Below are 14,434 nucleotides of genomic sequence, written 5' to 3'. Positions count from 1 at the left end.
GTAAAAAAACACAGGGATACGGCTCAGTGAATTACCACTTCATCTCGCCGGTATTGACCTTGGCACCGATGGCCAGACCATCGTCAACCGGCAGGGAGGGGTAGGCCTTCTTCAAGCTATCGATCAGCTGGCCGGAGTTCTTCGCTTTCGCCAGCTCTTGCTCGAAACGCTGCACATAGTCACGGGTAAAGGTCACTGCTTCGCTCCCTTTCGGTTCAGCACCCAGGAAGTGGCCCGGCACTACCCGCTCGGGTTTCAGCGCCAGCAGCTTGTCGAGAGCCTGAACCCAGTTGCTGCGGGCCGCTTTGGTCTGGCTGTCGGCCATCCATACATGCACACCGTGGTAAACCGGCACACCACCAAAAGCGGTCTTGATGGAAGGTGCCCAGAGGTAGGCATTCGGCGTGTTCATCTCTTTGATTTCGATCTTCTCGCCATCAAGGGTCAGCTGGCTGGCAGTCATCACTTGCGGCACGGTCAGGCTCTTCGGAGCCCCTTTACCCAGGATCGGTCCCCAGTAAGCCAGTTTGGCATCCTTGGTCTCCTTGATGTGGTCGACCACGTGCTGGTCGGCCAGCACCTTGACGTTCGGGAAGGCGGCCAGTACCGGCTCCAGACCAAAGTAGAAGTCGGGGTCACCGGCGCTGATATAAACGGTGGTCAGCTGCTTGCCACTCTTCTTGATCATGTCGACCAGCGCCTGACCATTCTGTACGTCGAACTGGGCATCGATCAGGATGGCCTCTTTATCGCCCGCTACCAGCGAGGAGGAGACCGGGAAGATCGCCTTTTCACCGGGGTTGTAGACGGTCACGCTCAGCGGGCCCGCCAGAACGGCGCCGCTCAACAGGGTGGTGGTCAGAGTCAGGTTGCGGATCAGGTTGTTCATCATGTTTTCCTCATTAATCATTCGGGGGTTCATTTGATGGACAGAGTTTATTAGATCACTTAAGGTGCAAATACAGCACTAACAGCGCATCACTGTTGCACAAATCGAACATATAGAGAGCCATACATGGATCGACTGACCGCTTTACGGGTCTTCGTCAGCGTAGTCGAACAGGGGAGCCTGAGTGGCGCCGGCGAGAAACTGGATATGTCGCGCGCCATGGTGTCGCGCTACCTGGCCGAGCTGGAGAGCTGGATGGGTGCCCGGCTGCTGCATCGCACCACCCGGCGTCTGAGCCTGACCGGCCCGGGCGAGGAGGCGCTGAACCGGGCCCGCGCCATGCTGGCGCTGGGAGAGGAGATGGAGCAGATCGCCGTGAAGGGGGATGATGCCCCCAAGGGGCAACTGCGGATCACCAGCAGTTACTCCCTGTCGGAAGCCTTGCTGGTTGGCGCAGCCAACGACTATCTGGCGCAATACCCGGGCACCGCCATCGATATCCTGCTGCTGGACAGAACCGTCAATCTGGTGGAGGAGCGGATCGATCTGGCCGTGCGCATCACCAACGATCTCGACCCCAATCTCGTGGCTCGCCGACTTGGCACCTGCCATTCGGTGGTCTGCGCCAGCCCGGCCTATCTGGCCAACCACCCGGCACCGCAAAAGGTGCAGGATCTGGCGCTGCACAACTGCCTCACCTACACCTACTTCGGCAAGAGTCTGTGGGAGTTCAACGGCCCGGACGGCCCAGAATCGGTGCCGGTCAGCGGCAACCTGAGTGCCAATATCTCCAATCTGCTGCTGGAGGCGACGTTGGGCGGCGCCGGGATCAGCCTGCAACCGCGCTACTCGGTCCAACCCTATCTTGAGCGGGGGGAGCTGGTCCCGCTGCTGACCCAGTGGCAGCCCAAGCGACTCGGCGTTTACGGGGTGTATGCCACCCGCAAGCAGATGTCACCGCTGCTGCGCAGCTTCCTCGATTTTCTGCTGGCCCGCATGGCGGCCGACCCGCTTTGGCGGGAGTGAAACATCCAGCAATGCAGAAGGGGCCACAGAGGGCCCCTTCTTTAATCAACTGTTCAAGGCTGCGTCAGGCTTCGAAGCCAAACGGAGTAACCGGAGGCGTCACCTCCCCCTCTTCGTCGACGAAGATATCGCGGTACGCCACATAGATGGAGTAGTTGAGCGCCGGGATCACCACCAGCAGACCCACCAGTAACAGCACAGCGCCAAAGAGCAGCAGGATGGCGCAGAGGATCCCCCACCAGAAGAAGGGCCACATGTTGCGCCAGCAGCCGGCAAAACTGAGGCGCGCCGCCTGCAAAATACCGATATCGTGGAAATAGATGAGGGCCGGAGCGAAAGTGACCGCCATCAGCACCGGAATAACCAGCACCATCCCCACCAGCAGCACGATCAACAGTTGCTGCACCTGCAGGGCAGAGACCACCATGCTATCGGGATCCTGGGTCAGCACCGAGAGCAGACCCCACATGGAGAGCAACCCCACACAAACCAGCCCAATCAGGGTGAAGAGTGCCAATACCAGCAGACCACCCAGCATCAGGGGAGTCAGCTTGTGGCGAAAACCGGCAAAGAGGTCGTTGAAGTTGAGCGCTTCACCGCGGTATCCCCTGGCTGCCACGACGGCCCACCCCGCCCCCCACACCATGTAGAGCAGTTGGGAGATCAACCCGCCGGCAGGCAGCAGGTCGAGCACCATGCCAACGCCAAACCAGAACACCACCATGGCGACGCTGGCACCCATCCCCTTGTTGAAGATATCGAACCCGCTGCGAACCCAGACCCAGCCACGGCTGAGCGGGTGGCGGGCCGGTGCTTGGCGCAAAGGGGATAATCCATTCATGTCGTCTCCTCGGTGTATCGCAGGCATCAGTGCCGGATGCCGATTCTAGAGGCTGGACACCAGTGACTCAATGGCGAAGCGGGATGTCAGCGACATAAAACCTGACGCAGCCAACCCCGATTGCCCGCTCTTTTCACCACCCGGCACTGGCTGCAACTACGCAGAGAGGGCAAAATCGTCTCCCTGCGCCCGCAGGCCAATCAGCCAGCCCACGGGGCGCCCTTTCCGCCATCTGAGGCGTTTTAACAGCGAGTGATATCGTCATGAGAGTTGTGTGTTGTCTGTTGTTATTGCTGGCCAGCCAGTCGGCGCTTGCCGAAGGTTTTATCAGCCGTCTGCTCAACCATCCGGTGCCGGGCGGCGTGGCCGTCGTACCCCTTGGCAAGGCATCCCCGGCGCCACAAGCCCATTATCAGGGCAAGCCCGTACTGGTCGTGCAGGAAGATGGCCAGTGGATCGCCATCGTCGGCATCTCCCTCAAAAGCCCGCTTGGTACCCAAAACCTGACCACAAGCGATGGTCGCACCCTCGCCTTCACCGTGACACCGAAGCACTACCGCGAACAGCACATCAAGCTCAAGAACAGCCGTCAGGTCAATCCGCTCGCCGAAGACATGACCCGCATCAACCGTGAACTGGCCGAACAGACACGTGCTTATCAAACCTTTAGTCCCAACCAGCCGAGCAATCTGATGTTCGACAAGCCGGTCAATGGCCCGCTGTCGAGCCCGTTTGGCCTGCGCCGCTTCTTCAATGGTGAGGAGCGCAATCCGCACTCCGGACTCGACTTCGCCGTCGGCGCCGGTACCCCTATCAAATCCCCCGCTGCCGGCAAGGTGATCCTGATTGGCAACTACTTCTTCAACGGCAATACCGTCTTTGTCGATCATGGTCAGGGGCTCATCAGCATGTTCTGCCACATGTCGAAAATCGATGTGAAGCTCGGCCAGAGTCTGCCGCGCGGCGGCATTGTCGGACGGGTCGGTTCAACCGGTCGCGCCACCGGGCCCCATATGCACTGGAACGTCAGCCTCAACGACACCCGGGTCGATCCCGCCATCTTTATCGGCGCGTTCAAGCCCTGATAATGACAAAGGCAGCCAATGGCTGCCTTTGTTGTATAAAACGCCCGGTATTCTGACTAGACCGGTGTGTGGGAGCCGGACTCCTGACGCATTGCCCGCCACATCAGCAACACCAGCAGAGTGCTGCAGGTCGGCAGTGCCAGCCACACCCCGGCCACGCCCCACAGGGTCGAGAATCCCCACAGGAAGCCACCGATCAGCAGCAGCTTGCCACCGGTCAGCAGCGAGGCAATGCGGGGACGGTTGATCGCCTGAAAATAGGTGGCGCCCACCAGCAGCAATCCCTCCATCGGCAGCCCCCAGAAGTAGAGCCAGATCCCGAGCGTTGCCACCGGCAGCAGGGTCGCATTGTCGCCAGCAAAGAGGTAGACAGCCCCCTCGGGCCAGAGGTAGAGCGGCACCATGCCACAAAGTGCGATGGCGACGGTCACCCCCAGCGCCAGATTGCGGATCCGCAACACCCGTTGCCAGTTGCCCGCGCCGGCATTGAAGCTGGCGATGGGCTGGATCCCCATGGCAATCCCCTCGAAGATGAGATAGAAGAAGGCCTCGGTATAGCTGATCACCCCGTAGGCAGCGACATGCAAAGAGGTGCCGACAGCCAGCAGTGCCTTGTTATGCAGCGCCAGCACCACCGAGAGGTAGAGATACATCAGGAAGCTGGAGAAGCCGAGTTTCACCGTCTCCAGCATCAGCCGCCAGTCGGGCAGCAGGGTATCCCAACCGATGCGCAACTTGCTGCGCGTAGTAAAGAAGTGCCACAGGCAGAGGCCACCGGTAACCGCCTGGGAGAGCATGGTGGCAATCGCGGCACCTGCCAGCCCCCATGGAATGACTGCCATCAGCAGATAGTCGAGCAGCACGTTGAGCAGGCCGCCCCCGACCAGGATCCAGGTAGTCAGTCCCGGCCGCCCGTCGTTGCGCAGCAGGGCGGTAAAGGCCATGGAGAGCACGGCAAAGACGCCGAGCCAGGCATACCACTGCAGATAGGCCAGACCGGCGGTAAAAATATCCCCTTCTGCCCCCATCCAGGCCAGCATCTCATCGCCATAGTTGATGCCGATGAAGGCGAGCACGGCCGCGGCCACCAGCACCATCACCAGTGCATTGCCGACGATATGGCGCGCCCGTTTTTGCTCCCCCTTGCCAAGATAGAAAGAGGCGAGCGAGGAGGAGCCCATGCCGATCAGCGCACCAACAGCGTAAAGCACGGCGCAGATGGGATAGGCAAGCATCAGTCCGGCCAAGCCATCCTGCCCCAGAATATGGCCGACAAAGATGCCATCGATGGTGACATAGATGCCGGTGACCAGCATGGCGGCCACGGTCGGGGTGACATAGCGCCAAAAGAGGCGGGAAAGAGGGGCTGTGCCCAGATCGACTGCGGACATAAAATGCTCAATGGAGGGAAAAACGGCCAGAATAATAGCCAAATCGGGCCGGGATCGCCCGTTATTTGTGTTACAAATCATTAATATTGAACGCTTTACCCTCTTCTGCCCCTGCTTTAGGCTAGGGCAACCTCTTATGAACGGACACGTGCTTCATGTTGCAACGCCTGCTCGCCCTCCTGCTCCTTTCCCTCGCTCTGCTCACCACCACGGCACAGGCCGATGACACCATCGCCCAGGCCGAAGCGCTGCTGCAAAGCGTCCCCAAGAGCGATACGCCGGAAAACCAAAAATTGAGGGAGAGCTATCAGCAGGCACTGCAGTTTGCCCGGGAAGCAGAACGTTACCGGGAGCAGGGCAAAGCCTATCAGCAGGTATTGATCGACTATCCCGAGGAGTCGGCCCGCCTCAAGGAGAGCCTGCGCAACTATCAGCCCAAAAGCCGCCCAGCCCTCTCCAGTCTCAAGGAGGAGAGCCTGCGCCAGGCCATTGGCCTTAGCAGCAACCGCCAGATGATGCTGCGCAAAGAGCGTCAGGGCATCATGGACAGCCTCAATCAGCTGGAGAGCACCGGGCAGGATTATCATCTGCGGGTGGATGATCTGCGCAAACAGCTGCAAGTCACCCGCAGTCAGCTGGAGCGACTCAACTTCAGCAGCGAATCGGATCGGCTGCAGGAGGCACAACTGCTGCTGACCCGGATCAAGGAACAGAGTGTCTCCGACCGGATCCAGATGCTGGAGCTGGAGCAGCTCTCGGCCCAGCAGCGCAGCGATCTTGGCAAGCTCAAATTGCAGGAGCTCAATCTGACCATTGCCGATGAGGATGAGTGGCAAGCGACCCTGATGGCCCAGCAAAACCAGTTGCGTCGGGAGAAGACCGAGCAGGCACTGGAAGAGAGCGAGCGACTGCGCAAACAGCTCTCGGACGATATGCCTCTGCTGCTGGAGCAGCAGCAACAGAATCAGGCTCTCTCCATCCAGCTCGGCCGGCTGGAGGAGCAGATCGAAGAGGTACAGGACAGACAACGCAGCGTCGACAAGAATCTGTTTGAGCTCAACGAACTGGTCAACTCGGTGCGCGAGCAGCTTGAATGGCTGCAGATAAGCGACGCTTACGGCGAGAACCTGCGCAGCAAGCTGGCCGATTTGCCCGCCTACTACCCCCTCGACAAGCTCGAATCCGAAATCGTCAGCGCCCGCATGGCCAAATATCAGTACGAGACCGAGCAGGATACCCTCAAGGATCCCCGTCAGCTGCGCGACCAGCTCCTCGCCAATGAAGAAGTCTCCCTTGATCGCCCGCAGCAGGCAGTGCTCGACAATCTGCTCAAGGCTCGCCGCCAGCTGCTGACCCGTCTCAACGACGCGTCCGACACCCTGATTCAGGAGCAGACCCGGCTCAAGCTGCTCTACAGCCATCGCAACAGCAAGATCGACGAGATCCGTGAGCTCAGCGCCAGTCACCTGTTCTGGATGCCGGATGTGCGGCCGCTCACCCCCTCCGTCATGCTCGGGGTGCCTGCCGCCCTCTCGCTGGCCTTCAATCCGGAGAACTGGCTGCAAGTCCCCCACGCCATCGCCGAAAACACGCCACTCAGTCTGACCCTGGCCACGCTGGGACTGCTGGTACTGGCCTGGAGCTGGTTCAAACTGGCTCGCCATCTGACCCACTATTGCGACCACATAGCACCACGGATCGGCAAGGTAACCCAGGACAAGTTCAGCCTTACCAGCCGGCTGCTGTTGCGCTCTCTGCTTGCAGCCATGCCGCTCCCCGCCATGGTACTGATGGTGCGGGGGCTGCTGGGCGGTGCCTGGCAATACCCCTTTGCCGTGGCTATCGGCCGTGGCCTTGGCGAGATCTGGTTTCTGCTGCTGGCACTGGTGCTGGCACGTCATCTCACCCTTGAGAAGGGGATTCTCATCCACCACTTCCGCTGGCCAAAAGAGCAGGTGCAGAAAGTGTGGGGACAGTTTCGCACCCTGCTGCTGGTACTGATCCCGAGCTTTTTCGTGCAGGGGATGGCCAACAGCTATCAGGAGCACGCCTTCTACGACTCCCTCGGGCGGCTGGCCTTTATCATCGGTGCCCTCTGGCTGCTGCTCTTCTTCGCCCGTCTCAACCGGGAGCGACTGCCGCTCACCTGGGGCCAGAGCGACATGACCAAACCCCATCTGCTGCACCACTTCATCTGGAACAGCCTGATGCTGGCGCCGCTATTGGCGGTGATTGGCACCCAGTTTGGCTACTTCTATACCTCGCGCATTCTGCTGCGCCAGCTGGAGCTGAGCCTGCTGATGGGGCTTGGCTGTCTGCTTGTCTACTATCTGGCCAGACGCTGGATGCTGATCCAGCGTCGCCGGCTGGCCTTCGATCGGGCCAAGAGCAAGCGGGCGGAGATCCTGGCCCTGCGCGGCCGGGATGAATCGCACGAGGAGTTGAGCTCGGAGATCCCGGATGTGGTCGAGGAGACCGAGCTTGACCTCGATACCCTCAGCACCCAGTCGCTGGGACTGATCCGCACTCTGCTGATGCTCGGTTTCACCCTGCTGGTGGTAGTGCAATGGTCGGATCTCAACTCCGCCTTCAGCTTCCTCAGCAACATCGAGGTGTGGCAGGTCAGCAGCAAGATTGGCGGCATAGAGCAGCTCTCGGCCATCACCTTGCAGGATCTGATGCTGACCGCCTTCGTCTTCATCCTGACCGTGGTCACTGCTCGCAACTTGCCAAGCCTGATGGAGCTGACCCTGCTGCAGCATCTGAGCCTCTCCCCCGGTACCGGCTTTGCCCTCACGACCACCAGCAAGTATCTGGTGATCCTGATCGGCGCCCTCACCGGCTTCTCGATGCTCGGCATCGACTGGTCGAAGACCCAGTGGCTGGTTGCCGCTCTATCGGTCGGTCTGGGTTTCGGTCTGCAGGAGATCTTCGCCAACTTTGTCTCCGGCCTCATCATCCTGTTCGAGAAACCGATCCGGCTGGGTGATACCGTCACCATCCGCGACCTCACCGGCACAGTGACCAAGATCAAGACGCGCGCCACCACCATAGTGGATTGGGATCGCAAGGAGATCATCGTCCCCAACAAGGCCTTCATCACAGAGCAGTTCATCAACTGGTCGCTCTCCGATGCCATCACCCGGGTACGACTGCGGATCCGCATCGGCCTGACCCGGGATCCCAAACTGGTTCAGACTATTCTGGAAGAGTCGGTCAAGGCATCGACACTGGTGCTCGATACCCCGACTCCCGAAGTATTCCTGATCGAGTTCACCGACTCGGCACTGATCTACGAGATCCGGCTTTACGTGAACAACATGGATCATCGGATGCCCATCACCCACGAAGTTCACTCGCTGGTGCTGGAGAAGATGCAGCAACAGGGGCTCACCCTGCCCCACCAACAGATCGATATTCACTTGAGCAGGGGCTAACCCGGCCAATGAAAAAGGAGCAAACCATGCAGATCATTGCTCACCGGGGGGCCAGCGGCCTGGCCCCCGAGAACACCCTCAAAGCGATGGCCAAAGCGCTGGAACTGGGGGTCACCGCTATCGAGATCGACGTGCAGGCGGCCGATGGCGAGTTGTGGGTATTCCACGATCGGCGGCTCGAGCGCTGTACCAACGGCAAGGGGGTATTGACCGAGCAATCCCGCTCCTATTTGGAACAGCTCGATGCTGGCGAGGGGGAGATCATTCCGACCTTGTGGCAGGTGATGAGCCTGATTGACAGCAGCTGTGAGCTGCATATCGAACTCAAGGGAGCCAATACCGCCGATGCCGTCGCAGCGCTTACCAAACGGGCCGAGAACGAGCTCGGCTTCACCGCCAACCAATGGGTGATCTCCTCATTCAACCATCCAGAGCTGGCTCGCTTTGCGACCCTGCGACCCGATATCCGGATTGGCGCTCTTACGGCCAATCTGCCACTCGAACTGGCACAATTTGCCGAACAGCTGGGGGCCTGGTCCATCAATTGCGATGTTGATTTCATTGATGCTGCACTGGTCGATGATGCACATCGCCGTGGATTAAAGGTACTAGTCTATACGGTCGATCACCTTGCCGACCAGCAACAGCTGGCCGCTATGGGGGTCGACGGCATATTCACCAATCGGCCCGACCGTTTTTTAACGCAGTGAGCAACCAGCATCCGGATGGATAAGCGTGAGGTTAACCGCTAACTTTAAGTCGTAGACCGGGATAAAAAGAGTCCAACTTCGGCCGATAAGAGATGGCACATAACAATAATTCGCTCGAACACACTTCAGACTGACGCTCACAAGGAAGTAACTATGAACTTATCCATTAAAAACAAACTTGTTCTGGCTATCGGGATCATCATTCTGGTGATCACCGGCCTGCAGGTCTGGTACAACACCTCGCAGCTGCGCAGCGAAACCCAGCGACTGATCTGGAGCTTTATCGACGAAAGTTCAGCCGCCAACGTCAAGGGGATCTCCCGCTGGCTCGATGCCCGCGTCAATATGGTCAGCTCCACCAAGGAGGCGTTTGCCAAAGAGGATAACCCCATCAGCCATCTGGCCCAGTCCATGAATGCGGGCGGGTTTGATCTCGTCTATGTGGGCACAAATGATGGCAAGATGATCCAGAGCAAGCCGACCGATCTGCCCGCCGGCTACGACCCGCGCCAGCGCCCCTGGTACAAGGACGCCATGGCCGCAGGTAAAATGACCATCACTGCACCCTATGCAGATATCTCCACCGGGCAGCTGATCATCACCATTGCCGAGCCGTTCCAGCGTGGCAATACCCAGGGGGTGATCGCCGGTGACGTATCCATCAGTGGTCTGGTCTCCGACATTCTGGCGGTCAATACCGAAGGCACCTACGCGGTACTTATCGACAGCAGCGGCACCATCATTGCCCACCCGGATGCTTCACTGACCCTGAAACCAGCCACCGCCCTCTCCCCCGAGCTGACTGCATCCGGGGTCAATCGCATTGCTCATGACGGCACCATCTCAGAGATGGATATCAGCGGCAAACTGAGCGTGTTTGACCTGAACCAGATCCCCAATACCGACTGGTACTACGGCATTGTGGTCGATGAGGCGGTGGCCTATCAGTCGGTCAAACGCATGGTCACGTCAGCACTTCTGCAAGGCCTGCTCACCATCATCATCGTGGCGGGTTTCTCCTATGTCGCCATCAATGGCTCTCTGGCCCCGCTGAAAACCCTGGGTGAAGCGATTGCCGATCTCTCCCGTGGCAATGGAGATCTCACTCGCCGCATCAAGATCGAGCGTGAAGATGAGGTCGGCGTGGTCGCCAAACACGTCAACACCTTTATTGATCGGATCCATGTGATGGTGCAGGACATCTCAAACTCCTCCGGCCAACTCAACCAGCAGGCCAAGTCCTCTCACAACATGGCGGAGAAGGCCAATCAGGGGCTGGCTCGCCAGCAAAACGAGATCTCCCAGATTGCAACGGCCGTCCACGAAATGTCAGCCACAGCCGTCGAGGTAGCCAGCAACGCCGAGCAGACTGCCGAAGCTGCTCGCTCCTCCAGCAGCAGCTGTGAACATGGCAAACAGGTCATCGCCCGCAACCAGCGTTCCATCACCGATCTGGCGACTCAGGTCGAACAGGCCTCCAACATCATTCAAGAGCTGGAGAAGAACGCGCAGGAGATCAATACCATCCTCTCCACCATTCAGGGCATCGCCGAGCAGACCAACCTGCTGGCACTGAACGCCGCTATTGAAGCTGCTCGTGCCGGCGAACAGGGCCGTGGCTTTGCGGTGGTGGCAGACGAGGTACGGGTGCTGTCACAGCGTACCCACAGCTCTACCGTCGAGATCCGCAGCATGATCGAAACCCTGCAGCGCAATACCCAGGGTGCGGTCAGCACCATGCATGAAGGGCAGTTGCTGGCCCAGAACAGCGTGGATGATGCCAACAACGCCACCCAGGCGCTGGAGCAGATCACCGCTTCCATCAACCAGATCTCCGACATGGCGACCCAGATCTCCAGCGCCGCCGAGGAGCAACGAGCCGTTACTGACGAGGTCAGCCGCAATATTCAGGCGGTGAAAGATGTGTCTGACGAGCTGGCCGTAGATGCCGACAGCTCACGCCATCTCTCTGAACAACTTAAAAATATTTCGGGTGAATTGAGTAATCAGGTCGGTATGTTCCGAATCTGACGATGATAAGAAAGGGGCCGTACAGGCCCCTTTACTTTTTTAAATATCGCTTAATTATCAGTGAGTAATCTAACACTACCGTCGCCTCCCCAACTTCCTGTTGCCCCCGCCATTCTGTAGCTCCCATCGGATATATTCCACTTTCTTAGCCGAGGAAAGGATTAGTAATTTTTATGTATATGTTTAAATGCCAATAATTATCATTAAAAAGTTTTAATAAAAAACTTAAAATTTTTTTCGTGAGTACCTAAAAAGAGAGGTGATTCGCATTTTATTGAAAGAAAACTACGTATAATCCGGAAGTTAAAGTCTTCGTAGCAAGGTGTTTTACTGCTCAATAACACCAAAAAATGACGAAAATTACGACATTTTCATCCAGGGATCAGGGTGTTTTAGAACAAAATAACTACGAAAAATGGAATAAAACCAAGCTGTTTGACTTGCATCAAGCCTGAATTTTTTTCATAGAGCAAAATCGTGCCCAGCAAATCTATCCCTAAGGAGGCAGATGTGGATATTATCAAGACCGATGTAGCCATCATCGGTGCCGGCGGTACTGGCCTGCGCGCCGCTATCGCTATAGCCGAATCACAGCCAGACCTGGATATCGCCCTGATTTCCAAAGTCTATCCGATGCGTAGCCATACCGTGGCAGCCGAAGGTGGTGCCGCCGGTGTCGTTCGTGATGACGACTCCCTCGAAAACCACTTCAACGACACCGTCTCCGGTGGTGACTGGCTGTGTGAGCAGGATGTTGTCGATTACTTCGTCAACAATGCGACCAAAGAGATGATCCAGCTGGAGCACTGGGGTTGCCCCTGGAGCCGCAAGCCGGATGGCAAAGCCAACGTGCGTCCTTTTGGTGGCATGAAGGTTCCCCGTACCTGGTTCGCCGCTGACAAATCCGGTTTCCACATTCTGCACACCCTGTTCCAGACCTCCGTCAAATACCCGAGCATCAAGCGCTTCGACGAGCACTTCTGCCTCGACCTGATTGTCGAAGATGGTCGTGTCCAGGGCGTTCTGACCTTTGACATCCAGAACGGCATCACCCGCTTCATCCAGGCCAAATCCGTGATTCTGGCAACTGGTGGTGCTGGTCGTGTTTACCGTTACAACACCAACGGCGGCATCGTGACCGGTGACGGTATGGCGCTGGCCTATCGTCACGGCGTACCACTGCGTGACATGGAATTCGTTCAGTATCACCCGACCGGTCTGCCGGGTACCGGCATCCTGATGACCGAAGGTTGTCGTGGTGAAGGTGGCGTCCTGCTCAACAAGGATGGCTACCGCTACCTGCAAGACTATGGCTTGGGCCCGGAAACCCCGATCGGCCAGCCGAAGAGCAAATACATGGAACTGGGTCCGCGCGACCGCGTTTCCCAGGCATTCTGGCAAGAGCAGCAGAAAGGCCGCGTAATCCAGGGCCCGATGGGCGATGTGGTTCACCTCGACCTGCGTCACCTTGGCGAGAAGTACCTGAAAGAGCGTCTGCCGTTCATCTGCGAACTGGCCAAAGCCTACGTCAACGTGGATCCGGCCAAAGAGCCCATCCCGGTACGTCCGACAGCCCACTACACCATGGGTGGTATCGAGACCGACAACAAGTGTGCCACCCGTCTGGCCGGCCTCTACGCCGCTGGCGAATGTGCCTCCGTTGGTCTGCACGGCGCCAACCGTCTGGGTTCCAACTCCCTGTCCGAGATCGTGGTATTCGGCAAGCTGGCTGGTGAACAGGCCGGTGAATTCGCCAAGACCCAGAAGCATGGCAATACCGAAGCGCTGGTCGCCAAGGCCGAGGCTCTGGTCAAGCAGCACCTCTCCCTGCTCGACATCGATGGCACCGAGAACCCGGCCGATATTCGCAACGAACTGGGCACCTCCATGGAAGCCGGCGTCGGTATCTACCGTACCGAAGAGCTGATGCAGGGCACCATCGACAAGATCAACGAGCTGAAAGCCCGTTACAAGAAGGTCAAGATCAACGACAAGTCCTCTGTCTTCAACACCGACCTGCTGTACGCCATCGAACTGGGTTACATGCTGGACGTGGCAGAAGCCATGGCTCACTCCGCCATCAATCGTAAAGAGTCCCGCGGTTCCCACCAGCGTCTGGATGGTTACGAAGAGCGTGATGACGTGAACTTCCTCAAGCACACGCTCTCGTTCTACAACAATGGCGAAACGCCCTCCATCGATTACTCCGATGTGAAGATCACTAAGTCCCAGCCGGCAAAACGCGTGTACGGCTCCGAGGGTGAGAAACAAGACGAGGCTAAGAAGAATGGCTGAGATGATTGAAATTGAAATCCTGCGCTATCGTCCGGAGCAGGATAACGAGCCCTGGATGCAGACCTTCCAGGTGCCCTACCAGAGAGAGATGTCTCTGCTGGATGCGCTGCAATACATCAAGGATCACCTGGACTCTACCCTGAGCTTCCGCTGGTCCTGCCGGATGGCGATCTGCGGCTCCTGCGGCATGATGGTCAACGGTGTGCCCAAGCTGGGTTGCAAAGCATTCCTGCGCGACTATCTGCCGGGCAAGATGACCATCGAGCCGCTCAACAACTTCCCGATCGAGCGTGACCTGGTGGTCGACATGTCCGATTTCATCGAGAAGCTGGAGAGCATCAAGCCCTACATCATCCCGAGCGAGCCGCGCAACCTGTGCGATGGCGAATACATCCAGACTCCGGCAGAGATGGCGAAGTACAAGCAGTTCTCCCAGTGCATCAACTGTGGTCTCTGCTACGCGGCCTGCCCGCAGTACGGCATCAACAAGAAGTTCACCGGTCCGGCGGCACTGGCTCTGGCCTATCGCTACAACGTCGACAACCGTGATGCCGGCGCCAAAGAGCGGATGCGCATCATCAGCCAGGACGAAGGCGTCTGGGGCTGTACCTTCGTGGGCTACTGCTCCGAAGTGTGCCCGAAGGGCGTCGATCCGGCAGCGGCCATCCAGCTTGGCAAGGTAGAGAGTGCCAAGGACTACATGATCGCCATGTTCAAGCCAGATTGAGA

General features: G+C 58.2%; 10 protein-coding genes. 7 read left to right on the top strand and 3 right to left on the bottom strand.

Going from position 1 to position 14,434, the window contains the following annotated elements:
- Positions 1–31 precede the first annotated feature (31 nt).
- On the bottom strand, positions 32–892 hold the full coding sequence (locus tag AAHA41_RS10040) for a Vmh family MBL fold metallo-hydrolase (protein WP_043850210.1): 861 nt from the start codon (positions 890–892) through the stop codon (positions 32–34).
- A gap of 123 nt (positions 893–1,015) precedes the next feature.
- Here AAHA41_RS10040 and AAHA41_RS10035 point away from each other — a divergent pair, with 123 nt between their 5' ends.
- Entirely contained in the window at positions 1,016–1,915 is a 900-nt protein-coding gene (locus AAHA41_RS10035; protein ID WP_323070392.1) for a LysR family transcriptional regulator, read from the top strand.
- A 64-nt stretch (positions 1,916–1,979) separates the two neighbouring features.
- Here AAHA41_RS10035 and AAHA41_RS10030 read toward each other — a convergent pair whose 3' ends face one another.
- Positions 1,980–2,756: a BPSS1780 family membrane protein gene (locus AAHA41_RS10030; RefSeq protein WP_043850144.1), complete on the bottom strand. Its 777-nt coding sequence runs from the start codon at positions 2,754–2,756 to the stop codon at positions 1,980–1,982.
- A gap of 263 nt (positions 2,757–3,019) precedes the next feature.
- Here AAHA41_RS10030 and AAHA41_RS10025 point away from each other — a divergent pair, with 263 nt between their 5' ends.
- A complete protein-coding gene (locus AAHA41_RS10025) occupies positions 3,020–3,841 on the top strand; it encodes a M23 family metallopeptidase (protein WP_323070391.1) in 822 nt (273 codons plus the stop codon).
- A 56-nt stretch (positions 3,842–3,897) separates the two neighbouring features.
- On the opposite strand, the gene AAHA41_RS10020 is transcribed toward AAHA41_RS10025, so the two are convergent.
- Positions 3,898–5,232: an MATE family efflux transporter gene (locus AAHA41_RS10020; protein WP_323070390.1), complete on the bottom strand. Its 1,335-nt coding sequence runs from the start codon at positions 5,230–5,232 to the stop codon at positions 3,898–3,900.
- A 155-nt stretch (positions 5,233–5,387) separates the two neighbouring features.
- Between AAHA41_RS10020 and mscM the strand changes: the two genes are divergently transcribed.
- From mscM to AAHA41_RS09995, 5 genes are all read left to right on the top strand, one after another.
- Entirely contained in the window at positions 5,388–8,669 is a 3,282-nt protein-coding gene (gene mscM, locus AAHA41_RS10015) for a miniconductance mechanosensitive channel MscM (protein ID WP_323070389.1), read from the top strand.
- 26 nt (positions 8,670–8,695) lie between these two features.
- On the top strand, positions 8,696–9,379 hold the full coding sequence (locus AAHA41_RS10010; protein WP_323070388.1) for a glycerophosphodiester phosphodiesterase family protein: 684 nt from the start codon (positions 8,696–8,698) through the stop codon (positions 9,377–9,379).
- Positions 9,380–9,532: 153 nt separating this feature from the next.
- Positions 9,533–11,410 (top strand): methyl-accepting chemotaxis protein, encoded by a 1,878-nt coding sequence (locus AAHA41_RS10005; RefSeq protein ID WP_201929108.1) that lies wholly within the window; start codon positions 9,533–9,535, stop codon positions 11,408–11,410.
- Between the two features lie 510 nt (positions 11,411–11,920).
- On the top strand, positions 11,921–13,705 hold the full coding sequence (gene frdA, locus AAHA41_RS10000; protein WP_041210004.1) for a fumarate reductase (quinol) flavoprotein subunit: 1,785 nt from the start codon (positions 11,921–11,923) through the stop codon (positions 13,703–13,705).
- Positions 13,698–14,432, top strand: coding sequence for a succinate dehydrogenase/fumarate reductase iron-sulfur subunit (locus AAHA41_RS09995; RefSeq protein WP_005347973.1), 735 nt, complete (start codon positions 13,698–13,700; stop codon positions 14,430–14,432). The genes frdA and AAHA41_RS09995 overlap by 8 nt, the downstream gene beginning before the upstream one ends.
- Positions 14,433–14,434 lie beyond the last annotated feature (2 nt).

Origin of the sequence: Aeromonas sp. SER, assembly GCF_038739615.1 — a bacterium.
Lineage (GTDB): Bacteria > Pseudomonadota > Gammaproteobacteria > Enterobacterales > Aeromonadaceae > Aeromonas > Aeromonas jandaei.
Note: the sequence above shows the minus strand (reverse complement) of the source record. Positions and strands in the feature narration are given on the sequence as shown.

What these genes read in the sequence shown, in the direction of transcription:
- AAHA41_RS10040 (WP_043850210.1), bottom strand. Translation starts at nt 892, where the DNA reads ATGATGAACAACCTGATCCGCAACCTGACTCTGACCACCACCCTGTTG.
- AAHA41_RS10035 (WP_323070392.1), top strand. Translation starts at nt 1,016, where the DNA reads ATGGATCGACTGACCGCTTTACGGGTCTTCGTCAGCGTAGTCGAACAG.
- AAHA41_RS10030 (WP_043850144.1), bottom strand. Translation starts at nt 2,756, where the DNA reads ATGAATGGATTATCCCCTTTGCGCCAAGCACCGGCCCGCCACCCGCTC.
- AAHA41_RS10025 (WP_323070391.1), top strand. Translation starts at nt 3,020, where the DNA reads ATGAGAGTTGTGTGTTGTCTGTTGTTATTGCTGGCCAGCCAGTCGGCG.
- AAHA41_RS10020 (WP_323070390.1), bottom strand. Translation starts at nt 5,232, where the DNA reads ATGTCCGCAGTCGATCTGGGCACAGCCCCTCTTTCCCGCCTCTTTTGG.
- mscM (WP_323070389.1), top strand. Translation starts at nt 5,388, where the DNA reads ATGTTGCAACGCCTGCTCGCCCTCCTGCTCCTTTCCCTCGCTCTGCTC.
- AAHA41_RS10010 (WP_323070388.1), top strand. Translation starts at nt 8,696, where the DNA reads ATGCAGATCATTGCTCACCGGGGGGCCAGCGGCCTGGCCCCCGAGAAC.
- AAHA41_RS10005 (WP_201929108.1), top strand. Translation starts at nt 9,533, where the DNA reads ATGAACTTATCCATTAAAAACAAACTTGTTCTGGCTATCGGGATCATC.
- AAHA41_RS09995 (WP_005347973.1), top strand. Translation starts at nt 13,698, where the DNA reads ATGGCTGAGATGATTGAAATTGAAATCCTGCGCTATCGTCCGGAGCAG.